This window comes from Micromonospora sp. NPDC003944, assembly GCF_053605225.1.
In genome coordinates, this window is record NZ_JBSGIV010000012.1 from 68,875 (window position 1) to 91,461 (window position 22,587).

At 69.7% G+C, this 22,587-nt stretch carries 22 protein-coding genes; 9 read left to right on the forward strand and 13 right to left on the reverse strand.

Annotated features, from left to right (window positions below; all coding sequences use genetic code 11):
* Window positions 1-92: 92 nt before the first annotated feature.
* Window positions 93-1,316, forward strand: coding sequence for a hypothetical protein (locus ACWER9_RS08555; protein ID WP_452301196.1), 1,224 nt, complete (start codon window positions 93-95; stop codon window positions 1,314-1,316).
* A gap of 24 nt (window positions 1,317-1,340) precedes the next feature.
* Here the strand turns inward: ACWER9_RS08555 and ACWER9_RS08560 are convergent, their stop codons facing one another.
* Entirely contained in the window at window positions 1,341-1,778 is a 438-nt protein-coding gene (locus tag ACWER9_RS08560; RefSeq protein WP_452301197.1) for a VOC family protein, read from the reverse strand.
* Between the two features lie 172 nt (window positions 1,779-1,950).
* On the opposite strand from ACWER9_RS08560, the gene ACWER9_RS08565 reads away from it, so the two are divergent.
* On the forward strand, window positions 1,951-2,283 hold the full coding sequence (locus ACWER9_RS08565) for a type II toxin-antitoxin system RelE/ParE family toxin (RefSeq protein ID WP_452301198.1): 333 nt from the start codon (window positions 1,951-1,953) through the stop codon (window positions 2,281-2,283).
* The gene (locus ACWER9_RS08570; RefSeq protein ID WP_452301199.1) at window positions 2,280-2,579 is read left to right on the forward strand and encodes a helix-turn-helix domain-containing protein; all 300 of its coding nucleotides are present in this window, start codon (window positions 2,280-2,282) and stop codon (window positions 2,577-2,579) included. The genes ACWER9_RS08565 and ACWER9_RS08570 overlap by 4 nt, the downstream gene beginning before the upstream one ends.
* A gap of 17 nt (window positions 2,580-2,596) precedes the next feature.
* Here ACWER9_RS08570 and ACWER9_RS08575 read toward each other — a convergent pair whose 3' ends face one another.
* The 4 genes from ACWER9_RS08575 to ACWER9_RS08590 all read right to left on the reverse strand — a co-directional run bounded on the left by ACWER9_RS08575 (window position 2,597) and on the right by ACWER9_RS08590 (window position 8,760).
* A complete protein-coding gene (locus tag ACWER9_RS08575) occupies window positions 2,597-5,680 on the reverse strand; it encodes a DUF3427 domain-containing protein (RefSeq protein WP_452301200.1) in 3,084 nt (1,027 codons plus the stop codon).
* 54 nt (window positions 5,681-5,734) lie between these two features.
* Window positions 5,735-6,676, reverse strand: coding sequence for an aminoglycoside phosphotransferase family protein (locus ACWER9_RS08580; RefSeq protein WP_452301201.1), 942 nt, complete (start codon window positions 6,674-6,676; stop codon window positions 5,735-5,737).
* Entirely contained in the window at window positions 6,673-8,133 is a 1,461-nt protein-coding gene (locus tag ACWER9_RS08585; protein ID WP_452301202.1) for a helix-turn-helix domain-containing protein, read from the reverse strand. Before ACWER9_RS08585 ends, ACWER9_RS08580 begins: the two co-directional genes overlap by 4 nt.
* Before the next feature lie 108 nt (window positions 8,134-8,241).
* Window positions 8,242-8,760, reverse strand: a complete 519-nt coding sequence (locus tag ACWER9_RS08590) for a flavoprotein (RefSeq protein ID WP_452301203.1) — start codon at window positions 8,758-8,760, stop codon at window positions 8,242-8,244.
* 216 nt (window positions 8,761-8,976) lie between these two features.
* Here ACWER9_RS08590 and ACWER9_RS08595 point away from each other — a divergent pair, with 216 nt between their 5' ends.
* Together ACWER9_RS08595 and ACWER9_RS08600 are read left to right on the forward strand one after the other, a co-directional pair.
* Window positions 8,977-10,104 carry an FAD-binding oxidoreductase gene (locus ACWER9_RS08595; RefSeq protein WP_452301204.1) on the forward strand — a complete coding sequence of 376 codons (1,128 nt, stop codon included), beginning with the start codon at window positions 8,977-8,979 and terminating at the stop codon, window positions 10,102-10,104.
* 32 nt (window positions 10,105-10,136) lie between these two features.
* Window positions 10,137-10,793 (forward strand): hypothetical protein, encoded by a 657-nt coding sequence (locus tag ACWER9_RS08600; protein WP_452301205.1) that lies wholly within the window; start codon window positions 10,137-10,139, stop codon window positions 10,791-10,793.
* A gap of 96 nt (window positions 10,794-10,889) precedes the next feature.
* Here the strand turns inward: ACWER9_RS08600 and ACWER9_RS08605 are convergent, their stop codons facing one another.
* Window positions 10,890-11,768: a fibronectin type III domain-containing protein gene (locus ACWER9_RS08605; protein WP_452301206.1), complete on the reverse strand. Its 879-nt coding sequence runs from the start codon at window positions 11,766-11,768 to the stop codon at window positions 10,890-10,892.
* Window positions 11,769-11,974: 206 nt separating this feature from the next.
* Here ACWER9_RS08605 and ACWER9_RS08610 point away from each other — a divergent pair, with 206 nt between their 5' ends.
* Both ACWER9_RS08610 and ACWER9_RS08615 read left to right on the forward strand, forming a co-directional pair.
* The gene (locus ACWER9_RS08610; RefSeq protein WP_452301207.1) at window positions 11,975-12,124 is read left to right on the forward strand and encodes a hypothetical protein; all 150 of its coding nucleotides are present in this window, start codon (window positions 11,975-11,977) and stop codon (window positions 12,122-12,124) included.
* Between the two features lie 33 nt (window positions 12,125-12,157).
* Complete coding sequence (locus ACWER9_RS08615; RefSeq protein ID WP_452301208.1) at window positions 12,158-12,865, forward strand: hypothetical protein; 708 nt, start codon at window positions 12,158-12,160, stop codon at window positions 12,863-12,865.
* A 63-nt stretch (window positions 12,866-12,928) separates the two neighbouring features.
* Here the strand turns inward: ACWER9_RS08615 and ACWER9_RS08620 are convergent, their stop codons facing one another.
* Both ACWER9_RS08620 and ACWER9_RS08625 read right to left on the reverse strand, forming a co-directional pair.
* On the reverse strand, window positions 12,929-13,549 hold the full coding sequence (locus ACWER9_RS08620) for a hypothetical protein (protein ID WP_452301209.1): 621 nt from the start codon (window positions 13,547-13,549) through the stop codon (window positions 12,929-12,931).
* Window positions 13,546-14,637: a helix-turn-helix domain-containing protein gene (locus ACWER9_RS08625; protein ID WP_452301210.1), complete on the reverse strand. Its 1,092-nt coding sequence runs from the start codon at window positions 14,635-14,637 to the stop codon at window positions 13,546-13,548. Before ACWER9_RS08625 ends, ACWER9_RS08620 begins: the two co-directional genes overlap by 4 nt.
* A 198-nt stretch (window positions 14,638-14,835) precedes the next feature.
* Between ACWER9_RS08625 and ACWER9_RS08630 the strand changes: the two genes are divergently transcribed.
* Complete coding sequence (locus ACWER9_RS08630; RefSeq protein WP_452301211.1) at window positions 14,836-15,459, forward strand: 8-oxoguanine DNA glycosylase OGG fold protein; 624 nt, start codon at window positions 14,836-14,838, stop codon at window positions 15,457-15,459.
* Window positions 15,460-15,464: 5 nt separating this feature from the next.
* On the opposite strand, the gene ACWER9_RS08635 is transcribed toward ACWER9_RS08630, so the two are convergent.
* Complete coding sequence (locus ACWER9_RS08635) at window positions 15,465-15,833, reverse strand: DUF4180 domain-containing protein (protein ID WP_452301212.1); 369 nt, start codon at window positions 15,831-15,833, stop codon at window positions 15,465-15,467.
* A complete protein-coding gene (locus ACWER9_RS08640; protein ID WP_452301213.1) occupies window positions 15,826-16,278 on the reverse strand; it encodes a helix-turn-helix domain-containing protein in 453 nt (150 codons plus the stop codon). Before ACWER9_RS08640 ends, ACWER9_RS08635 begins: the two co-directional genes overlap by 8 nt.
* Window positions 16,279-16,449: 171 nt before the next feature.
* On the opposite strand from ACWER9_RS08640, the gene ACWER9_RS08645 reads away from it, so the two are divergent.
* Window positions 16,450-19,779 (forward strand): ATP-binding protein, encoded by a 3,330-nt coding sequence (locus ACWER9_RS08645; protein ID WP_452301214.1) that lies wholly within the window; start codon window positions 16,450-16,452, stop codon window positions 19,777-19,779.
* 255 nt (window positions 19,780-20,034) lie between these two features.
* On the opposite strand, the gene ACWER9_RS08650 is transcribed toward ACWER9_RS08645, so the two are convergent.
* Genes ACWER9_RS08650 through ACWER9_RS08660 form a run of 3 tightly spaced genes read right to left on the reverse strand, consistent with a single transcriptional unit; the run spans window position 20,035 to window position 22,484 of the window.
* On the reverse strand, window positions 20,035-20,892 hold the full coding sequence (locus ACWER9_RS08650) for an ABC transporter permease (protein ID WP_452301215.1): 858 nt from the start codon (window positions 20,890-20,892) through the stop codon (window positions 20,035-20,037).
* Complete coding sequence (locus ACWER9_RS08655; protein ID WP_452301216.1) at window positions 20,889-21,902, reverse strand: ATP-binding cassette domain-containing protein; 1,014 nt, start codon at window positions 21,900-21,902, stop codon at window positions 20,889-20,891. Before ACWER9_RS08655 ends, ACWER9_RS08650 begins: the two co-directional genes overlap by 4 nt.
* 27 nt (window positions 21,903-21,929) lie before the next feature.
* Window positions 21,930-22,484 carry an NADPH-dependent FMN reductase gene (locus ACWER9_RS08660; protein WP_452301217.1) on the reverse strand — a complete coding sequence of 185 codons (555 nt, stop codon included), beginning with the start codon at window positions 22,482-22,484 and terminating at the stop codon, window positions 21,930-21,932.
* Window positions 22,485-22,587: the final 103 nt, after the last annotated feature.

Below are 22,587 nucleotides of genomic sequence, written 5' to 3' on the forward strand. Positions count from 1 at the left end.
ACCTGCAACTCTCTCCTTCCGGGCAAGACGGGACACATCGATCCTGGTCGCGTTCCCTGTCACGTACGTGAGCGGTTGTACCGCGTGTGACCGTGACCTCTGTGTCCTGCGCACCCTGGCGGATCGCCTGGGCGGAGCGCGAGAACGAGCGCCGGCAGCGCGCGTACCGCGACGCCACCGAAGCCTGGCAGCGCCGCGACGACCACCTGGGCCGGCTCCGCATCGAAGCCGCAAGCTTCCTCGGGTGTACGCAGCCCCGCGCCGGCCTACCGGTGGACCTCGACGACGACGAACTCGTCTTCCGCGTCCTCCCCGCCGCCACGCTCGTCGAGGCCGAGGCGCGACACGTCCCCGGCCTGCCCACCCCCGGCTTGTGTTCCTTCACTGAGCCCTCTTCCGAGACTCTGCCGCCGGGCCTGCGGGTCGTCGACAGCGGCATGGCCGTCGTGACCAGCCGGCGGGTGGCCTTCGGCGGTCGGGAGCACCGGCGCGAGTGGCGGTACGACGACCTGATCGGCCCCGCCCCCCACCCCGACATCCCGGTCACCCTGCTACCAGGCCACGCTCGACTTGATGGGCTGCTGGTTCCGGCGAATGCCGTGGTGAACTTCCGCTTCTATCTCACCCTCGCGGCTGCCGACGATCGCGCCACCGTCGTGGCGCACGTCGAGGCGCTGCTGACCGCGCACCGCGCCGCCCCGCCCGCGCCTCTGCTGTTGGTGAACCCCGACGACGCGCCGCTGACGGCGGTACGCCCCGACCGGCGGGCGCTGGGGGCTGCCGCCGTCGCCGCAGTGGTTCTCGTGACGCTCGGACCGGGCGCTCTGGGGCCTGCCGCGTGGGGTCCGCGGGGGCCGGTGGCCTCGGCGGAGATCATCGCCATGGACGTACCCAGGGCTGGAGTGCCGCTCGTACCGACCGGGCCGGTGGCACCCAGGACGCGGGTCGGCTCGGCCGTGAGTGCCGTGTGGAACCCGCCGTCGGTCCCCGCTGTCCGGCCGTCGGCACCGGCAGATGTCTCCACAGTGGTGCCGCCTGTCGTGGCGGTGGCCCTGCCGCCGCCCGCTGCGCCGCCCGTCCTCCCGACCGCCGCCCCGACTCCGTCGGCCAGTACGGTGCCGACGCCGGTCACCACCACGGAACCGCCCGCGTCAGCGCTGCCGACGCCGCCCGTCGCGTCCGTCTCGCCGACGCTGACCCCGCTTCCGACCCCAACACCTACGCCCTCGCCGGACCCCGGGTTGCTGGCTGTCTGTCCGGACCCGCTTCACCTGCCGGTGGTGGACCCACTGCTCTGCCCGTCTCCGATGCCGTGATCAACGCCTCTGCCTGCCGTTTGCTCAGTTCATGGCGCTGAAGTCGGGGACGGTGAGGGAGCCGTCCTCCGCAAGGGTGAAGCCCGGGTTCCAGGCGATCTCCCAGAGGTGACCGTCCGGGTCGGCGAAGTAGCCGGCGTAGCCGCCGTAGAAGGTTTCGCGGGCCGGCTTGGTCACCGTGGCACCGGCCCTGGTCGCGGTGGCGATCACCTCGTCGACCTCGGCCCGGGAGCGGACGTTCTGGGCGAGCCCCATCCCGCCGAAGCCGTCGGTCACGGGGTCGTCGATGCCGGCGTCGGCGGCGAGCTTGTCACGGCCCCAGAGGACGAGGGCCAGACCGCCGGCCTGGATGAAGACCGTCTCCTCGACCTCCTGGCCCTGCCAGCCAAGCTGCTCGTAGAAGGCCTTTGCGCGGGCCACGTCCGCGACCCCGAGAGTGATCAGACTGATCCGCTGCTCCATGTCCTCAACCTAACGCGCCATCACTCGGGTGCGTGGCAGGCAGCCTCGACGTTGTTACTGCCCCAAGTGCGGCAAGGTCAGGAGCGACATCATCGACGACACGCCTTGGATGAAGCTCGCTGGGAAAGACCCAACCCATAGCATCGATGCTATGGGTTGGGGTAGCGTTGAGATGGAACCAGAGGTCCGAGACTGGCTGGAGGACCTACCAACTGCCGACTTCGCCCGAGCGGCGTTCTACATCGATCTTCTGGCTGGCCAAGGCGTGCTGCTCGGCGAGCCGCACAGCAGACAACTCGACGGCAAGCTGCGAGAGCTGCGGTTTTATCTGGAGCGCGACGCGGTTCGCGTGACGTACTGGATAGCCTCCGACCGAAGGATCATCCTGCTCACGGTGTTCCGCAAGACGCGGATGCGGGAGGACCGGGAAGTCGAGCGGGCTCGCCGCGCATTCGAGCGGTGCGTGGCGGAGCGGCACATCGTGAACGAGGGGGCAGAGCGATGAGTGATCGCCTGGACTGGAACGACCTGCGTGAGCGCCGGATGGCTGAGCCAGGGGCGGCCGAGACCTACGAGGCCACCCGGATCGCCTTCGAGCTTGGCCAAGAGGTGCGCCACCTGCGCGAAGGGCATGGTTGGAGTCAGAGCCAGTTGGCGCGCGCCGCGGGCATGACTCAGTCTGCGGTGGCCCGCTTCGAGGCAGGCGGGACCGTGCCGACGCTGCCGGTCCTGGAGCGGCTAGCCCGAGCCTTGGACCGAAGGCTGGACGTCAGGTTCGCCCCGAACGCGGACGCAGCCTGACCAATGGCCGGAGAAAGCTAGGCGGCGATCGTTCGGGCGGTGGCGTACACGTCGGCGGGTAGGGCGTGGTGGAGCTGCCACAGGACGCGCATGGGCCGGTCGCCGGTGTGCGAGTCGTACGTCATGGTGCCGGCGTAGAGGTATGGCGGTGCGCCCAGGTCGCGGTCGGCGATACGGGTCTCCCGAATGAAGAGGTGCACCGTCGACCCAGCCGACGTGTAGCGCTGCCCGGTCGCCGACGCCGACGAGGTGGTGCTCTGTGACTCCCACTGGAACAACGTGTCGGTGATGGCCCGGTCGGCGTACATGGTGGTGGGGGAGTAGTGCGCCTCGGACTTCACCAGGGTGACGAAGAACAGGTCGGCCTGGGCGTCGGGCAACCACTTCACCCCTTCTCGCAGCGACCCGGGGTTGGTCATCCCGAAGGCGGCGCATGCCTCGTTGCGGCTGTACCTGGCGTGCACCCGCAATGGCACCGCCCCGGCCGCGCGCGTGGGCGTGACCCGGTGGATGCGATCCCGCAGCACCTCGGCGACCTGCCGCAACTCGGCGCAACGCGCCGGCTCCTTCCACAGCCGTGCCAGCCGTTCGTCGCGCGTCGCGAGCGCGGCGTTCGGCCCCCAGAGGCTGAAGTGCAGCATGTCCAACAGTCGGCTGCTGCCCGCGTACACCTGATGTCCTGGCGCGGGCGGTCCGGCCGCGACCTTTGTCAGCAGCTCTAGCCGGTCGATGTCGTCGGTGTGCAGCATGCGGCCGATGGCCCGGCCCAACTCGCGGTCGTCCGGGCCGGGCGCGGCCGTCTCGATGCCGGCGAGACGCCGCAGCCCGGTCCAGCCGCCGATGCTTGCCGATCGGTACACGTCCTCGATCTCCAAGCCGGTCTCGCGCAGGAACGTCGCCAGGGTGACGTCGCCGAGTTGCCGCAGCTCGGAGACCAGGCCAGCCTTCGAGGTGGGCAGCGCCGATCGCAGGTTGGCGAGGACGATCTCCTTCGCCACCCGGTCCAGCTCGATGTGGCAGCCGCTCGGCAGGCTCGGGAAGTCGTCGCGGACGGCCTCGGTGATCGCCCGTCGGCTCACCCCGGTCAGGGCGCGCCATCGTAGGTCGAAGCGGAAGTTGGCGTTCTGCCCGCCGATGAAGTCGAGCACCGTGAGGCAGGGCTTGTCGTCATCGAGGCGCAGACCACGGCCGAGCTGTTGCAGGAAGATCGTGGCGCTCTCGGTGGGTCGCAGCATCAGGATCGTGTCGACCATCGGCAGGTCGACGCCCTCGTTGAACAGGTCCACGGTGAAGAGCACCCGCAGCTTGCCGGCCTTGAAGTCCCGCAACAGCCCAGCCCGATCGGTGCTGGCCCGCGAGGTCACCGCCGCCGCCTCGACACCGTGCCTCCTGAACCGGGCGGCCATGAACTCGGCATGCTCGATGCTCACGCAGAAGCCGAGCGCACGCATTCGGCCGACGTCCACCTTCTCGCGGACTGCGCGCAGCACTGTCAGCGCCCGAGCATCGGTGGCGGTGTAGATGGTGCTCAGTTGCGTCAGGTCGTAGCCCTGGCCACGTTTCCAGGTGACGTGCGACAGGTCCTCGTCGTCGTGCAGCCCGAAGTACTGGAAGGGCGACAACAACTGCCGCTCCAGCGCCTCCCACAGGTGCAGCTCAACAGCCGCGTGCCCGTCGAACCACCGGCGGACGTCGCCGCCGTCGGCCCGGTCGGGGGTCGCCGTCAGGCCCAGGAGTACGCGGGGACGCAGGCGCTCCAGCAGCCGCGTGTACGTCGGCGCTTCGGCGTGGTGGAACTCGTCCACGATCACCATGTCGTACGCCTCGGGGTCGACCTCGCGGCGGTGCAGCGACTGGATGGAGGCGAAGACGTGCTTCCAGCCGTTCGGCTTCTCGCCCGCGACCAAGGTCTCACCGAAGCTGCCATCGCCCATGACCTGCCGGAACGTGGACAGGCTCTGCCGGAGAATCTGCTCCTGATGAGCGACGAAGAGCAGCGAATCCACCCGCTTGCTGCGGTGCAGCCGGCGGTAGTCGAGGGCGGCGACCACGGTCTTGCCGGTGCCTGTCGCCATCACCACCAGGTTGCGCCAGCGCCCGTGCACCAGGCGCTCGGCGTCCAGGTCGGCAAGGATCTCGGCCTGGTACGGGTACGGGCGCACGTCCAGGTTCGAGATCGCGGTCGGTGCGTCGTCGCGGCGCTCCCCGCGCAACGCATGCCGTAGCCGCTCGGCGTCCCTGGTCGCGTCGTACGCCTCGAACGCCGGGTCGTTCCAGTAGTCCTCGAACGTCGCCGTGAACGTGTCGATGACGTGCGGCTGCTCGATGTTCGAGATGCGCACGTTCCACTCGACGCCGTCCACCAGGGCGGTCTTCGACAGGTTCGACGAGCCGACGTACGCGGTCGTGGTGCCGTTGGCCCGGCGGAAGAGCCACGCCTTGGCGTGCAGGCGAGTGGTCCGCGTCTCGTACGACACCTTGACCTCGGCACCCAGCTCCTTGAGCCGGTCCAGCGCGCGCTGATCGGTCGCGCCGAGGTAGGTGGTGGTGATGACGCGAACCTTGCCACCTCGGTCGATCAGGTCCCGGATGGCTGGCTCGACGATGCGCAGGCCGTACCACTTGATGAACGCACAGAGCAGATCGACGCTCTCGGCCGACGCCATCTCGTGGTTGACCTCGTGGCCGATGCGGGGCTGGTGACGGCCGTTGACCAGCAGCGCGCCGGTGGAGAGGGGAGTGGTGGGGCGCTGTGGGAAGGCTGGCAGCGCCGGTGGGGTCGGTGGGGCGGCGATGGCGTGGAGCAGGTGCTTGGCGTCGGTGACCTGGTCCTGCTCTGTGGCCGCCTTCGGGCTGAGGGCGGCGATGGCTTCGGAGATCTGGTTCGCCATTGCGATCTGGTGAACAAGCCTGTCGTCGCCGTTGGGGACGGACTGAAGGGCTCGGGCGGCCAGGGTGGCGATGTGCCGGGCGAGGGCGGTGTGTGCGTCGGCCGGGTCGAGGTTGTGGTGCTGGATCAGGGCGGGGTCGACGTGCTGGAGGCGGTCGGCCAGCTCACGGGTGATCAGGTGCTCGTACACACCCCGCTCAAGATCCGTCATTCAGGCAATCTAGTCGGTCGTGGCGCTTCTAGACCGTCCCTGGTTCATGTCTCTTCACATGTGTCGGCTCGTCGACAGACGCATGTGACGACGGCTTGGGACGAGATCGGCGAAGGGCTTCCAACGAGCTGTAGGGTCGTTCTCTCGCACTGATTGGAGGCGATTTGCGAACTCGCCCGCCACATTCGGCGAGTTGTTAATGAGTGGTGCGGCGGCAGCGATCATCTTCAGCTCACGGGCTTCTCGCAAGACTGGCCATGACTGGTCCGAGGTCACGTCGTAGCCGTATGCGGTAGCCAACCCTTCGTGTAGGCCCGTGCCTCCGAACCGCGCCTCGCCTACCGCCACCGCTACCAAGTCAACCTGCCATGGCCCAATGCAGGTGGCATCGAAGTCACATATTACCGTCCGGCCCGATGTCTCTCGCACCAGGTTGCCGACGTGCGCATCCCCGTGGATAAGCTTCGGCTCCTCTCGGTGGCTGAGCTCTACCAACTGCGGCTCCAAGCGATCGCACCATCTCACCAGGAAATCGCGGTCGAGCTGATCAAGACCTTCGGCGTCGGCCAGGCGTCGTCGGGCGTCGCCGACAGGATCCCAAGCCGGGAGTGCGATGGGCGCCGCGCCGAGAGCATGGAAGTCGCGCAACACAAGGCCGAGATCCTCCACCGTGGGAGCAAACGGCGACGGTTGAACGTAGGACCAGACTGAGGCGACGAAGTTGCCGACTCGCACGGGCTGCTCGACATCGGGCGTGAGCCGGATCGTCGGTGCGTCGACCCGGGCAAACCACCGCCCAAGCTGGACTACCTTGGTCACCCGGTCAAGGAGCTGATGGGTTCGCGCGATCCGGATGACGATTCCGAATCGAGGCAATGCGAACACGGCATTGTTGGTCAATTGCAGCAACTGGGCAGCATCCGCGGAAACGCCAAGGGTGGCGGCGATATCCCGCATAGCCGCCGTCATTGCCTCCTCGGAGAATCGCCCGCTCATGCGGTCCTCGAAGCTTGGGCGGTAAGCCCCCGCTCGAACGCTGCCACTGCCGGAAGCTCCCGGTGCGGAGCGAGATCACGACGCAGATTCACCACTCGATCGATTACCCGCCGGGAGCTCATTGCCTGTGCCTGTTTCAGCACCCGCGCCCCGACAGCGAGCGCCTGGTCGGGTTCATCGGCCAAGAACAGCGCGCTGCACAGCCCGACCTCATTGAGCACGGTGCTGCGCACGTTCCCCGCGCCAAACGCAGCGATGGAATCCCTGCCCCAGCGCACCGCCTCTGCCGCGTGCCTGCGGTCTATCCGTGCCATGTCCCGGTACACCCGCCCGTACTGAGCGAACAACTCGCCGCGGTCGTAGAAGCCCATCCAGGCCGGCTCGCGCTCCTTGTTGATGCGCTCGAACTGTTCGCTCGCCTTGCCGAGGGTTGTCAAGGCGGTCTGATGGTCGCCGAGCGCCGCGATCGAGGCTGCTTGCGCGCCCCAGAGCAGGGCCTTGGACGCTGGTGTGGCATGCGATCCGAGCTGTGCGTACGTGAGTTGCAGGGTCGCGAGGGCATCCCGGTTGTGCCGTAGGTGTTGAAGTTGCTTGGCCTGCGCGTACCGAATCATCGCGACAAGCGGCGCGTTATCAGCAGTCAACGCGGCACGCTCACCGGCGACGAAGTGCCGCTGCGCGTCGCCGTGCCTCCCCGCGTCGAGTGCGGTCCAGCCGGCCAGTTGCCGGGCTGTCGCCACCGCTGCGATGAGGGGCGGTGTGACTTCGGCTGGGCGCGACCAATCAAGCATTCGATACACCGAATCTGCGAACCGGGCCACCTCCCGATACAGCAGGCCACCGCCAGTTTCGCGGTCTACCGACCGATACAGCTCCAGCACTGCGTTCAGCCGTGCGATATCCGCCGTGCCGATACGCCGTGGCTGGATAAGTTCGCTGCCGCCGAGCAGACCCGCACCCGCAGCGACAGCGGCGATGCCGGCCAACAGAGCCCGCCGACCCTCGTCCGGCCCGGCATTCTGTAGAACGGTTGAGGCGTGAGCAAGTTCGGGTCTATCGATCGGCCGCTGAGGTTGTCCAGGGAGAGCGAACCAGAGACTGGCAGCCGGCACCCCCAGGAGCTGTGCCCAGTGCGCCAGCCTGTCCAGATGCACGAGCGGCGGGCCGTTCTCCACCCGACTCAGCTGCGCCTGCGTGATCCCCAACCACCCCGCCACCACGGTCTGCGGCAACGCGACCCGCCCGTGGTACGGATGGCAGCGGTACGCCCGGATGACCCGCCCCAGATGCCGCTCGGCAAGCGCGAGTCGCACCGGCTCGTGGTCCCAGAAGCTCGCCGGCACCACCGGCGGCGCGCTCAGCCGGTCCCGCTCGGCGGCCTGGCACGGCGTACACCGTCCGTTGTCGTTGTCCCGGGCCAGCCGTCCGCCGCACCGAGGGCAGTTCGCGTGTGTCACCGGCGGCTCCGTCCGTCTCGCCTCATCGAGCTCATCCATTGAACACGCTGCGTGGGGCACTGGTATACGCGCGACGCATATCGTCAAGGGACCGCCGGGCAAACGAACTCAGGACTGGCGTACCGCCCGCAGCGCCTCGACGACCACGCCCCAACGCACCGGCCCGTCCACCGAGTTCAGCGGCTTCCCGTCGGCCACGGCCACGCCGGCAGCGCGCAGCACCTCCAGGTGACCCGCGTAGGCGGGATGCGCGGCCAACTCCTCCCTGGTGTGCGGAAAGGCGATGATCGGCAGCCCTGCGCCAAGTGACTCGTTGAGGACGCCGAGCGCCAACGTGTCGTTGATGCCCAACGCCCACTTGGTCACCGTGTTGAACGTGACCGGGGCGGCCACCACCACATCGGCCGGCGGGTGCGGCTCGGGGTCGCCGGGCATCCGCCACTCCACGCGTACCAGATAGCCGGTTTTGTTCTGCAACGCCTGACGGTCGAGCCACGGCGCGGCGGTGGGGCTGACGATCATGCACACCCGCCACCCGTCGGCGATCAGGAGGTCGACCAACTCGTCGATGTGTTCCGCCGGACCCGCGGCACAGACGACCAGATACAGCACCGGGCGTTCCGTCATGCCCGCAAGTCTGCCGGATCCGACAGTCGCGGCGTCGGCCGCATACCGATCGCGCATGGCGCCGACGATCACGGTGACATGCCGTCGCGCCTGGTCAGACGCGACAGTCGACGGATGGCCCGGGGCGGGTGCTCGGCCTCGGAACTGCGCCGGCCCTCAACGGCACAGCTTCGCCCGCCCCGGTGCCAGCCCATGAGTCGACGACTTGGAGCCGGCATGCCCACCGTGATCGACGACGACCACCCGGCCCGCGTGAGCCTGGCCGCCGCCTGGGAGTCGGTCGACGTGCGGGCCGCCGCCGACTTCTGGTGCACCCTTGAAGACCGTCGCCCCGGGCTGCTCCCACAGCGCGACGCGCCGCTGTTCTTCACCGCACTGGGCCGCCTCCTGGTCGGCGGCGACGCCTCGGCGAGTCGGGCGGCGCTGCTCCAGGTGCTCGGCCGCGCGTACCGTCACTTCGACCTGCTCCCGCACGCCACCACCATCGGCGACGCGTTGCTCGCGACCGTGGCCCGCCACGCCCAGCCAGTGTGGACGCCGCAGCTCACCGTAGCCGCCGAGCGCGCCCTGGGCCGCGCCACGCACGCCATCCGCCGCGCCGCCGCCCGCGCCGGCGACGGCCGGGCCTGGTGGCACGTCGAGGTCGTCGGCCATGACCGGCCGTCGCCCGACATCGCCATCCTGACGGTACGTCCCTGGCGGCGACTGCCCTTCCAGCCAGGTCAGGCCCTGCCGGTCTGCGCACCGCGCCTACCCGGACACTGGCGCTGGCTCTCGCCGGCCAACGCCCCACGCACGGACGGCACCGTCGAGCTGCACGTCCGCGCCGTACCCGCCGGCACCGTCTCCCACCACCTTGTCCATGACGTACGCCCCGGCGAGCCGCTTTGGCTCGGCCCACCCGTCGACACCGGCCTGAGCCTCGGCCCGGCGAGCACCCACGACCTGCTGCTCGTCGCCGGTGGCACCGGCCTGGCGCCGCTGCGCGCCCTCGTCGAGCAGGTCGCCGCGGCACCGGACGGGCGGCGGGTGACGCTGATCGTCGGCGCGCGGACCTTCACCGACCTGTATGACTCGGTCGCCCTCGACAAGCTCCAGTGCGCCCACGACTGGCTGACAATCGTGCCGGCGTTCTCCGACGACCCGTGCGCCGAGCCGGCCGAGCGGGGCGACGCCCTGACCATCGCCCTCGATCATCACCAGCCCGACCAGGACATCTACCTCTGCGGCCCACCCGCGATGCTCGCCGGCGCGCGGTCCCGGCTACGTGCCCTCGACATCCCCGCCGCCCACATTCACTGCGGCCGTCTCCCCATTGACGGTCATGAGAGGCTTTCTATCTGAACGTGTGCGCGCCAGCACGGGGGGTGAGCGACGTGGGTGGGGATGGTCCGTCGCAATGGTCCGTCGAGAAGTTCGGGCTGCCTCTGGCAGTTGCTCTGCGCACCGCTGTTCCGGCAGCGCTGGCGCGTGCGGTCGAGCTTGCGCAGGGTGCCCGCGAGGCGTCGGAGTTGGACACCGACCACGCCTTCGGCCCCGTCCGGTGGAAACAGCAGTACGAGGTGTTGCACGAGTATCTGCACGACTTCCCCGACGTGGTGGATGTACATCCGCCGGGGGCCCAGGTGCGGGTCACCATCTGCCGGGGTCACCTCCTGTTGCCGTGGCGGTACGCGACCCGGAGCGACGTGGACATGCGTAACGTCCGCCCCGGGCGTGACCTCAACCGCTTGATCCGCGATCTTCTGATCCTCTTCGGGCCCGAACAGAGGCACGAAGAGGTCACGCTGCCCCTGATGCCGCTCACGCCAGATGAGGCCCGCGACCGCTCAGCCCTGCGGGAGGCCGTGGAGCAGTTGGCCGACGAGCCGAAAGTGCTGCTCGTCGGCTTCGCCTGCAACTCCGACGAGGGTTTGCTCCGGGTCTCTTGGGGCGAGGCGGCGCTGCTCCATGGCAGCGACCTGAAGTGGGGCCACGTCGAGGACCTACCGATCCATGGCGTACGGCATCCGCCGCGGGACGGTCGGGAGTAGTTCCCCTTCGAGCGGTATACCTGTGAGTCATAGTTATGACTCACAGGTATACCGCTCGTCAGGACAAGGCCCGCCGTCACACCGGCCGGCGCACGATCAGGACGAGGTGTCTCCGAACTCGCGTACCCCGTCCACATCGAGCGTGATCCGGTCGTTCGAGATCCACTGGCCGGTCGCAGTGAGCCAGCTCGGGTCGTCGCGTTCGTCGATGCTGCTCCAACTGTGCCGGTGGTGCCGTAGCTGGATCGGCCCGGTCGACTGGCCCGGCGCGAGTGTGCCGTCGGTGAAGGTCAGCTCCACCCAGCCGGGGACGGGCGTACCCGGCGGGGGTCCTGGCGGCGCTGGCGTGGTCAAAGCCGAGGGCCCGCCTGGCGGGACGAAGAACTGCACGGTCTGCCGGATCCGGTCACAACCCAGCGCGGCCCAGTCGCAGTTCGGCACCAGCGAGGTGTTGCCGCCCTCGAAGCGCAGGTGGTAGCGCACCTGCACGGTGCTCAGGTCGAGCGGCCCGGTGCCGGTGTTGGTCACCTTCAGGAGGTGCTGGATCTGGTTGTTCGTCGGAGACCAGTCCAGGTTGAGGTAGCTGACCGTCGCGCGGCCGTTCGCGGTGCGCACGGTGGTGGTGGGCGAGGTGTCGGAGTAGCCGCCGAGCGCGCGGGCGGCAACCGCGATCCGGTACGTCGTCCCGGGTGCGAGGTCTGTCAGCGTGATCGTGGTGTCGGTAGTGGAGTCGAGGAAGCGGTACGTGTTCGGTCCCAGCGGTACCTGCACCTCGTAGTTGATCGGCTGCTCCATGCCGGGCTCGACCCAGGCGGAGGGTGCCCAGCTCAGTGTGAGCTGATGTGGCTCGTTGGCGACCACGGTCGGGGTGCCGGGGGTGCTGATCGCCGGGCCGTCGGCACGGGCGGCGTTGACGGTGAGCAGACTCGCCAGCGCGGCGACGGCTACGGCGACGGTGACGCGGCGAGCGGACATGAGGCGAATGCTAGGGCCGCGCCCGCAGGATTGATAGTTAACAGTCAATATGTGGGCGCGGGCTCACGCTGCTGGTCTGTTACGCGACGTAGTCGGTTTGGAGATAACGCCTGTTCAGGTAGCTACTTAACGTCAACCCGTCATTCGACCGGCCTTGACATCGGCGGTACGACAGCCGCTGATCGGGCCTCAGACGGGAGATATGTATGCGTACCCAGAAACAAGCCCGCGCCCTCGTACTCGTGCTTGGTCTTGTCGCGGCCGGGGTGGTGCTCGTCCCGGCGAGCCCGGCGTCCGCCGCGGTCCCGGGCCTGGTGCGTGTCGCCGCGACGAGCGTCAGCAACTCGGCCGACTAGCGCAGCGTCACGGCGACCTGCCCGGTCGGGAAGGTGCTGACCGGCACCGGCTACGAACTCAACGGCGTCACCGGCGAGGGCGTCGTCGACGACCTGCGCCCCAACGGTGGCGTCGCCACGGCACCGACCGCGGTCACCGTCGGCGCCTACGAGACCGAGGCGTTCGCGGGGAACTGGTCGGTGACGGCGTACGCGATCTGCGCCAACCCGGTACCCGGCCTGGTCCGGGTCACCACGACCAGCGTCAGTAACTCGGCCGACTACCGCAGCGTCACGGCGACCTGCCCGGTCGGGAAGGTGCTCACCGGCACCGGTTACGAGTTGAACGGCGTGACTGGCGAAGGTGTCGTCGACGACTTCCGCCCCAACGGCGGAATCGCCACCGCGCCGACCGCCGTCACCGTCGGCGCGTACGAGTCGGACGCCACGGCCCTGAACTGGTCCGCGACCGCGTACGCGATCTGCGCCAACCCCCTCGCGGGCCTGGTGCGCGCCTCCACCATGGGGGCCAGCAACTCCCTCGACTTCCGCAGCGTCACGGCGACCTGCCCGGTCGGGAAGGTGCTCACCGGCGCCGGCTACGAGCTGAACGGCGTGACCGGCGAGGGCATCGTGGACGACTTCCGCCCCAACGGCGGCCCCGCGACCGCACCGACGTCCGCCGCGTCCGGCGCGTACGAGGAGGACGCGTTCGCCGGGAACTGGTCCGACACGGCGTACGCCATCTGCGCGACGCCGTAACGCTGATCCGGTGTGGTCGTCCCGCCTCCGCGCGGGGCGGCCACACCGCCGACTGCTCAGACGCTAGTCATGCGTCCGGGCTGGCGGACCTGTCGATGGTCGTGCCGGACTCGGTATCTGCGCCGATGCGAGCGGGAGTAGGCCCGCCTTCCGGGCGTACGAGGGGAACTCGGCCCCGCTGCACGGCAGCCGATGCTGCGTTGCCCGGAGGGCGTCGACGATCGCACCGGCGTTGACCTCGGTGAGTCTGCCGGACCGGCACCTGTCAGCAAGCAACCAGATGGTGCCGTGCACCGCGAGCCCGTAGGCCCGACCCACCTTGGTAGCCGTGCGGTCATCCGTGACGGCCGTACCGCCGTGGATCTCCGCCGCGGCGAACACCGTCGCCTCGCCCAGGTCCCGTCTGCCGGCCCCGATCCGGCGAACCCAGTCGGAGAAGCAGAGGATCTCCCGCATCGTGTCGAGAGCGAGGACGTCGACCCAGTCAAGATTCAGTGCTGCGGTAAGAGCGGGCTCCCGCACGGAGTTGACGCGAAGTTCGTCGAGTACGACCGCTGTCGTGGCCACTCGCTGCTCGGCGACCAGGTCGGCCAGCACGTCGAGCCGGTCGGCGAGGGCGAAGTGATGCAGCACGGTCGTGTCGAAGACGAGAAGGGGAACGCGGACCGGGGCTGTGGAGGTCACGGTGCCAGATCTGTCTCGTCGCGCGTTGGTAGGTCGTCCAGACGGATCTGACCATGCAGAAGTTCGACCGCGCGGGCATCCGAGACCAGATATCGACGCCATGCCTCCATGACCGCGTGCGAGTAGCCCGGTGGTACGCGGATGGCGTCGAGATCAGGCTGCGGAGCCCAGCCAACCGCATCCATTATCTCCGCGCGCGTCGGCGTGATTCGGCTCCAACGGGCCGACGACGTATCGAGCCAACCAGCGCGTTCGGCTTGTCGTACAGCGAGTGACCACGACGTGCGGTAGCGCGCAGTGAACCGGATCAGATCTTCCCGAGTGGCGGTGCGGCCGACGGCATCACTGAACGCGGCGACCGGAAGGAGTAGCTCGGCGGCAAAGGCGTTGATCAGACTTTCCCGGTCGGCGCGGGACACGTGAACAGCGAGATCGCTGGAGTATTCGTCGCCCAAGACCAAGTGGCCCAGTTCGTGGGCGGCGGTGGCTCGGCGCCGGCCCGGGTCTCCCTCGACGCTGACGATCGACACCGCCACGTCTCCGTCCACCATCGAGGCGCCCTCCCCCGGCAGGTGACTGATGAGGACGTACTGGCCGCTGCGCTCACAGAAGTCCATGAGGGTGGCAATCGGCTCGGTGCCAAGGCCCCGGACGTCCCGCAACCAGCGAGCTGCGGTACGCGCATCCTCGTCTGAGGTGATACTTCCCTCGAAGCGAACAGGGACTCGGGGAGTGAGGGTGCCCGCGTCAAGGAGTTGACGGACGTCCCTGAGCCAGGAGGCGACCGTGACCTCCAGTCGTTGAGAGCGTCTCGCGACATCCGTGTCGTCGCCCTCGGCGATAACGTCTGATCGGCGCGAGATGACCGCTGGTCGTCGCTGGAGCAGATGATCGAGGGGTACGTCGAGTGAGCTGGCGAGCCGAATGAGTTCCAGCGCGTCTACCCGTCGTACCCCTGATTCGATCTTGGCGATCATCGTGCGGTCGAGCCCGAGGTGAGCACCCAGCTCGGCCTGGGAGAGGCCAGCACCCAGCCGTGCCTGGCGTACCTGCTCGCCGACTGTCGTCCAGTCGCCGGTTTCGGTCATGGTGCGATAATCGCACGCCGCTGTGCTTCATGTCTCGGCCGCAGGAAATCGACGCTGCGAAATCGGCCGATGATGTCCGCCGTCAACACCCCGATATGACGGCACCGGTCAGTTGACGGGACCACCGGGCCCTAGCGTTCGAGCGAAGGAGTTCCCCGGATGCGCCGGGGCCGCTCAACGACCTGGGGGAGGCCGACCATGCGTAGCCCGATGCCGGACGAGCGAGCCCCGGTCACAGTGCGGGTGGATCGTTGGCGGGTGGGGCTGCCACCGGATGCGTGGCCCGACATCCTTCCGGCCAGTGGCGTGCTCTGGCGGCGCGACGTCTTCGCGGTGGCCGAGGCGTACCGCGCGGGCACCGCGACCCCACGCCACCTGCTGACCGCCGTGCTGGCCTGGGGTTACGGACCCATCGGGTACGGCCCGTGGCGCGCCGCCAGGTCGCTCGACGCCGACCCCGAGGGCAAACGCCTGGCGTACGCGCTTGAGGAGGTGTCCGGCCCGGCACCCGACGAGGGCGCGTTGCGTACGGCGTACCGCCGCTTTCGCGACCCCGATCACGCCCGTCTGCCGTGGCTGGGGCCGGGCCTGTTCACGAAGGTCCTCTACTTCGTCGGCTACCGGCGTGGGGCCTGCGGCGTGCAACCCCTGATCCTCGACCGTGTGGTGGCCAGCCACCTCCCGGCCGAGGCGGGTGTCGGCCGCCGCAACGGGTGGTCATCCGAGGAGTGGCTGGCCTATCTGCGCTGGGCTGCGGAGCAGGCTCGGGGCAGGGGAGTGGAGCCGGACGAGGTGGAGATGGCCGTCGTGCCCCGCCGGTGAGGTGGCTATCGGGCGGTGCTCAGGCGTGCGTCGAGCGCGTCGAGGTCGGGGACGAACCAGATCTGCTCGCCCTGGTTCGACTCGTGCACAAGCGCGCGCAATGCGGAACTCCCCGCGAGCTGCGTCGAGATGTCGCCGACGACGGCCAGCCGCACCCGGTAGTTGACGAACTTCTGCATCACGTCGCCGGCGAAGCGGGTGCCCAGCGAGAAGAAGCGATCGTCGAGCCGGGTGGCCGGCACGGCCACCACCTGGGCGCCGAGGAACGCCGCACCGATCAGGTCCAGTGCGTCCTGCTCGGTGGTCAGCGGCGGCCCCGCCGGGTCGCAGACCAGCACCGGCACCCCGGCGCGTTGCTGGATCTCGTCAGGCATCACGAACCTCCTGGTTGAACAGGCCGTTGTCGGCGTCGAGGACGGCGTCGAGCAGGCGCAGCAGCTCGGCGGTGGCGGCCGGGTCGCCCAGAATGATGATCTTCATGCGGTGGCGTTCCTCGTCGTGCACCGTCTGCACCCGCAACGGGTGGGCCTGGTCGTGGGCGGTGTTGGCGCTGGTGAGCACGAGCGTGCCGAGCCGTTCGGCGGCGGCCCGGTCGACGCCGTCGATCTGCACGATGCTCGACACCTCGACCTGCCCGCCGACCCGGGTGGCGACCGGGGTCTGCCCGGTGAGGGCGTCGAGGTCGCGTGCCGCGATCCGGTACTGCTTACCGATCCGCACCGCCCGCAGCCGCCCCGAGCGGATGTAGCCGCGCACCGTCCGCACGTGCAGGTTGAGCCGGTCGGCCACCTGCTCGACCGAGTACATGTCTTCCTTCATCGGTCCCTATACTACCTCAACAGGGAAGTATAGGGAATCATAGGGAGCGCAGTGGGCGACTCGTTTACGACATCAGCTCCAAAGGACTTGCTTCCGGAGCGAGGCCCGGCGAAGCGTCCGTCCGGTTAACCCGCCCGCATTGTCGGACGGTTCCAGTACCGTCTGGGAACCATGGACGCGCTCGACGACGCCATCATCGGGCGGAATCACCCTGCGGGCCTGCTGCGCGCCGAGTTGGATCGCGCCACCACCAGCCACGGCGGTTTCGTCCTCGTCACCGGCGAGCCGGGCATCGGCAAGACGACCCTCGTCACGTCGGCGGTCCGGGAGGCCCGGCAGCGAGGGGCGCTGGTGCTCGGGGCCGCCTGCTGGGATTCTGACAGCGCCCCCGGCTACTGGCCCTGGGTGCAGGTGCTGCGCGGTCTACAGCGGTCCGCCGACGACTGGGCAGTGGCACGGCAGTCCGCGGAGCCCGCCCTCGCGGCGCTGCTGGGCCAGTCCGGCACCGGCGGCGAGCAGACCGGTCGCCTCGTCGGTTGGGCCGGCGTCGACCCGGGCCCGGATGTCGCCGACCAGGAGGCCTTCGCGCTCTACGACGCGGTGACCGCCGCGCTTGTCGCCGTCTCCCAGCACCGGCCGGTCGTGGTCGTCCTCGACGACCTGCACTGGGCCGACCCGGCCTCACTGCGGTTGCTGAGCTTCGCCGCGCAGCACACCTGGTTCGAGCAGCTCCTGCTTGTCGGCACCTACCGCGACGCCGAGGTCGAGTCGGGTGAACACCCACTGCGCCCACTGCTGATGCCGTTGGTCGCCAAGGCCACCACGATCACCCTCACCGGCCTCTCCCGCGACGAGGTGGCCGCGCTGATGACCCGGACCGCCGGCCGGGCGCCAGGGGCCAGCCTGGTCGACGAGGTGCACCGGCGCACCGGCGGCAACCCGTTCTTCGTCGAGCAGACCGCGCGGCTCTGGCACGCCGACGATGCGGTCGGCACGATCGCCCCCGGCGTACGGGAGGCCGTGCGCCGCCGCCTGGCCCAACTGCCCGCCGCGGTGGTCGAGGCGTTGACCGTCGCCGCCGTGCTGGGGCGTGAGTTCCACCGTCAGGTCCTCGCGGCGTGCACGCCCGCCCCGGTGGCGCAGGTCGACCGGCTGCTCGACCGGGCGGTGACCGCCCGACTGGTGGTGGCCCGGGGCGGTGGCCGCTTCGCCTTCGCCCACGATCTGGTCCGGGAAACCCTCTACGACGGGCTGACCGACGACGGCCGGCAGGCCCGGCACGGCGCGGTCGTCCGGGCGGTCGACGCCCTCAGGGAGCTGACCGACCGGCTGATCCCGGCCGACCTCGCCCGCCACGCCTACCTCGCCCGCTCCACGCTGGACCAGGCCCGGGTGGCCACGCTGCTGGTCGCCGCCGGGCGGGACGCGTTCGCCCGGCTGGCCGGCGACGAGGCAGCGGTGCACTTCCGTCGAGCCCTCGAGGTCGTCGAAGACCCGGCACAGCGAGTGCGGGTCCTCGTCGAGTTCGCCGAGTCGCACTACCACCACTCCGGCCGGGAAGAGGCCGTGCGACTGCTGACCGAGGCCGCCACGCTGGCCCGTTCACTCGACGACCCGGTGCTGTTGGCCCGGGTCGCCCTCACCGTCAACCGTGCCCGCCAGGTGGAGACCGCCCAGTCGATCGAGGCGGCGGAGTTGGTGCGCGAGGCGTACCGCAGGTTGATCGGCGAGCCGGACGCCACCGCGACGGTCGGCGCCCTTGTCGCGGATCTGATCACCGCCAGCGAGACGATCGCCCGGCGTGGGCAGGACGACGAGGCGCTGACGTTCAGCCTCTGGGCCCGCCACGACACGACCTGGGGGCTCGGCACCGCCGGGACCCGTGCCGCGCTCACCAACGAGATCAGGGACGTGGCCCGCCGGACGGGCGACCGGGAGACCGAGCTGTGGGCCACCTCGCTGCGCTGGGTGGCGCTGCTGGAGCTGGGCGACCCTCGATTCGTCGAGGAGTTCACCACCTTCGTCGACGCCGAACAGCAGGGCGACTTCGCCCGGCACCGGATGGCGGCGGCCGTCGACAGCGGCATCATCGCGGCGTTCCGCGGCGACTTCGTCACTGCCGACGAGCGTTTCGCCGTCCTCACCGACCAGGCCGACCCGAGCCACGCCGAGTTCGGCTTCATGCGCCATCACCTGCGCTGGTCCCGGCTGCTGCTCCAGGGCCGCGTCACCGAGGCCGCCGCTCTCGTGGACGGGCTGGCCCCGACCGACTACCCCTACCGGGAGCTGCTGCGGGCGATCACCGCGGCGGAGCGTGGCGACGGTGAGACGGCGGTCCGGGTGACCGCCGGCATCGAGGACGCCGCCATCCGGTACCCGCGCCCGGTGTCACCGCTCTGGCTCCGACTCCGCGCGCAGGTCGCCGCCGCGTCCGCCGACCCGCAGCGCTGCGCTGCCGCGCGGGCCGCGCTCACCCGACACCGTGGCGAGTGGGCGGTGGGGCTCTTCGGCTGCGATATCAGCGGCCCGGTCGACCACTGGCTCGCGCTCATCGACCTCGCTGAGAAACGCTGGGACGACGCCATCGCCGGCTTCACCACCGCCCGGGATTCCGCCGACCGGATGGGCTCCCGACCCTGGTCGCTGCTCGCCCGCACCGGTCTCGTGCACGCCCTCGCCGGCCGAGGTCACCCCGGTGACTCGACGGCGTCGACCGCGCTGCGCGCGGCCACCATTCGGGAGGCGACAGCCCTCGGCATGACGCAGGTGCTTCACCGGCTCGCCGCCCCGGATACCACGGACCCCGACCGTCCCGACCAGCACGTCGGGTCGGGCGGGGGTGCCGGGTCGGGCCAGGCCGTCGGGTCGGAGCAGGTTGCTGGTTGGGGCCTGGCGGTCGAGTCAGGCAGGGTCGTCGCGCCCGGTCGGGCCGCGCCGGTCGCGGCGACCATCGAGGGGTACGCGTTTCGGCGCGACGGGCCGGTCTGGCAACTGGCGTACGACGGTGCCGTCGTGCACCTGCCCGACGCCAAGGGCCTGCACGACCTGCACCTGCTGCTCAGCCGGCCGGGCAGTGACGTGCCAGCGGTGGAGTTGCTCGACCCGGCCGCCGGGCCGGAACTGGTCGCCGCCCGCCGGATGGGCGCCGACCCGGTGCTCGACGACGAGGCGAAGGCCCGCTACCGACGGCACCTGGCCCGCCTCGACGAGGAGATCGACCGGGCCGCCGCCCGCGACGACGACCGGAAGGTGTCCAAGCTGGACGCTGAGCGGGGCGCGTTGCTCGACGAACTGCGTGCCGCAGCGGGCCTCGCCGGCCGGAGTCGCCGCCTGGGCGACGAGACCGAGCGGGCCCGCAAGACGGTGACCGCGCGGATTCGTGACACGTTGCGCAAACTCGACAGTCGACACCCAACCCTGGCGAGCCACCTACGCGACTCCGTCTCCACGGGCACCACCTGCCGCTACCTACCGTCCACCCCGCCGCCCTGGCGCCTCTAACCCCCGAACCCCAGCCCACCCCTCCCCACCCCTCCCCACCCCAGCCCCACCCCTCCGCGATCTTGCACTTTCGGTCGCCGGTTCGGGGTGCTCTGCCACATATGTCGGAACAGAAAGTGCAAGATCGCGGGAGCGTCGCCGCGTCGATCATGGAGTTGTGGTGGGTGACAAAGCGCCTTTACAGCGCCAAGGCGGGCACCACAACTCCATGATCGACGAAGCCGGGCGGGGTTGGGCCGGCGCGGGGCGGGGCTGTTAGCGGCGGTTGTATCGGTACATGGTCAGGGTGCCGAAGATGAGGACGAAGCCGGCGCTCCACAGCAGTAGCCACATGGTGGCTGCCGGGTCCGACTCGCCGCTCATCGCTCCGCGGATCGCCGCCACCAGTTGCGTCACCGGGTTGACCTTCACGAACGCCTGGAGCCAGCCGGGCATGGTGCTCGGCTCGACGAAGACGTTGCTCAGGAACGTCAGCGGGAACAGCACCATCATGCTGACCCCCATCACCGACTTCTCGCTGCGCAGGATCAGCCCGAAGAACGTCCACACCCAGGAGAACGCGAACGAGAAGACCACCAGCAGGCCGATCCCGACGGCGGCCCCCACCACCCCACCTTCGGGGCGGAACCCGAGCACGAGCCCGAGGCCCAGGATCACCACGGCGGCGAGGATGTAGCGCAGCACGTCGCCGAAGATCATGCCGACCAGGGCGGCCGGGCGCCAGACGGGAAGCGTCCGGAACCTGTCGAAGATGCCCTTCTCGATGTCGGTGTTGAGGCCGATGCCGGTGTACATGGTGATCATGACGACGCTCGTCACCATGATGCCGGGCAGGAAGAACTGCAGGTATTCGCGCGGACTGCCGGCGAGGGCGCCACCGAACAGGTACGTGAACATCAGCACCATGATGATCGGGAACGCGGTCACGTCGAAGAGCTGCTCCGGCACGTGCTTGATCTTCAGCATGGCCCGCCAGCCGAAGGTGAGCGACGCGCCAAGCGCGGTCGGCCGGGGCGGTCGGGCACCGGGCGCGAGCACTGTCGCCAGCGCCTCGGCGGACGGCACGTAGACGGACGGCGCCCGTTCGGTCGTGCTTGTCGTGGTGTCACTCATCGGGCTGCCTCCAGCTCGTCGTCGCGCTCGTCGGTCGGCACGGCGGGGTGGTCGGTCAGGGCCAGGAAGACCTCGTCCAGGCTGGGCTGGCCGAGGGAGAAGTTGTCCACGACGATGCCGGCGCGAGCCAGGTCACCGAGTACCCGAGCGGCCTGGGCGCTGGCGTCGAGGTCGGTGCCGGCCTCACCGACGCGGGCGGTCAACGCCACCGGGTCGGCGGCGAGCTGCACCGGCACGTCGAGCGCCTCCCGCAGCACCCGCTCCGCCTCGGGGCGCTGTGCGGGGTCGCGCAGTCGCAGGTGGACGGTGCCGGAGCCGATCGACGACTTCAACTCACCCGGGGTGCCCTCCGCGATCACCCGGCCGTGGTCGACGACCGCGATCCGCCCGGCGAGTTGGTCGGCCTCGTCGAGGTACTGGGTGGTCAGCAGCACCGTCGTGCCGTGCGACACCACCGCCCGGACGATCTCCCACACCTGGTTGCGACTGCGCGGGTCGAGACCTGTCGTCGGCTCGTCGAGGAAGAGCAGGTCCGGGGTGTTCAGGATGCTGGCCGCGATGTCGATGCGTCGCCGCATCCCACCGGAGTACTTCTTCACCTGGCGGTCACTCGCCTCGGTCAGACCGAACGCGGCAAGCAGGGCCGCCGCGCGCTCCCGGGCGGCCGGCTTGGGCAGGCCGAGCAGGCGACCGAGGAGCACCAGGTTCTCCGTACCGGTCAGGTCCTCGTCGACGGAGGCGTACTGGCCGGTGAGGCTGACCCGGGAGCGGACCTTGTCGGCCTCGGTGACCACGTCGTGGCCGAAGACCCGCGCCGAGCCGCCGTCGGGGCGCAGCAGTGTGGCGAGCACCCGGACCGCTGTGGTCTTACCCGCCCCGTTCGGGCCGAGCAGGCCGTAGACGGTGCCGGCGGGCACCTGGAGGTCGATGCCGGCCAACGCCCTGGTGTCCCCGAACGAGCGGGTGAGACCCTCGGCCTCGATGGCCAGGCCGGTGGTGCGTCTACTCATGATCCTTACCTTTCGTGGTGGGCGTGTTCAGGAGACGTAGGGTCGAGCCGCCCGGCCGTCGCGCAGTGCCAGGCCCCACCACCGCAGCTGGTCGAGCAGGACGCCGACGTCGCGGCGCAGCTCGTCCGTGCAGTGGGCGGTCGGGTCGCCGGCGAGCAGGTCGATCCCGACGACGTCGCGTACCGTCATCGCGTGTAGTGCGGTGAAGACGGTACGTAGTTGGTCGACCGCGTGCAGGCCGGTGGAGCGACAGCCGTACGACACGAAGCCGACCGGTTTGGCCTGCCACTCGTCGTACGCGTAGTCGATGGCTTGTTTCAAGGGTGCCGGAAAGCTGTGGTTGTACTCGGGGGTGACCACGACGAACGCGTCCGCCCGGCCCACCTCACCGACGAACGCCCGGATGGGCGCGGTCGGCTCGGCGGGGTAGGCGGCCGGGAAGTCGTACCCGGTCAGGTCAACGACCGTCACCGCCAGGTCGTCGTGCCGTGCGGCCTGCTCGACGAACCAGGTGGCGAGCCGGTCACCGACCCGCCCCTCCCGGGTGCTGCCGACGATCACGGCGATCCGCAACTGTGTCATCGCCACCCCCCTTCCACGGTGAAGGCGCGAGGTGGCGACAGAAAACCCGCTAGATCCGATCTAGCGGGCACCGATTCGGGGCTAGATGTCGCACGGGTCGGCT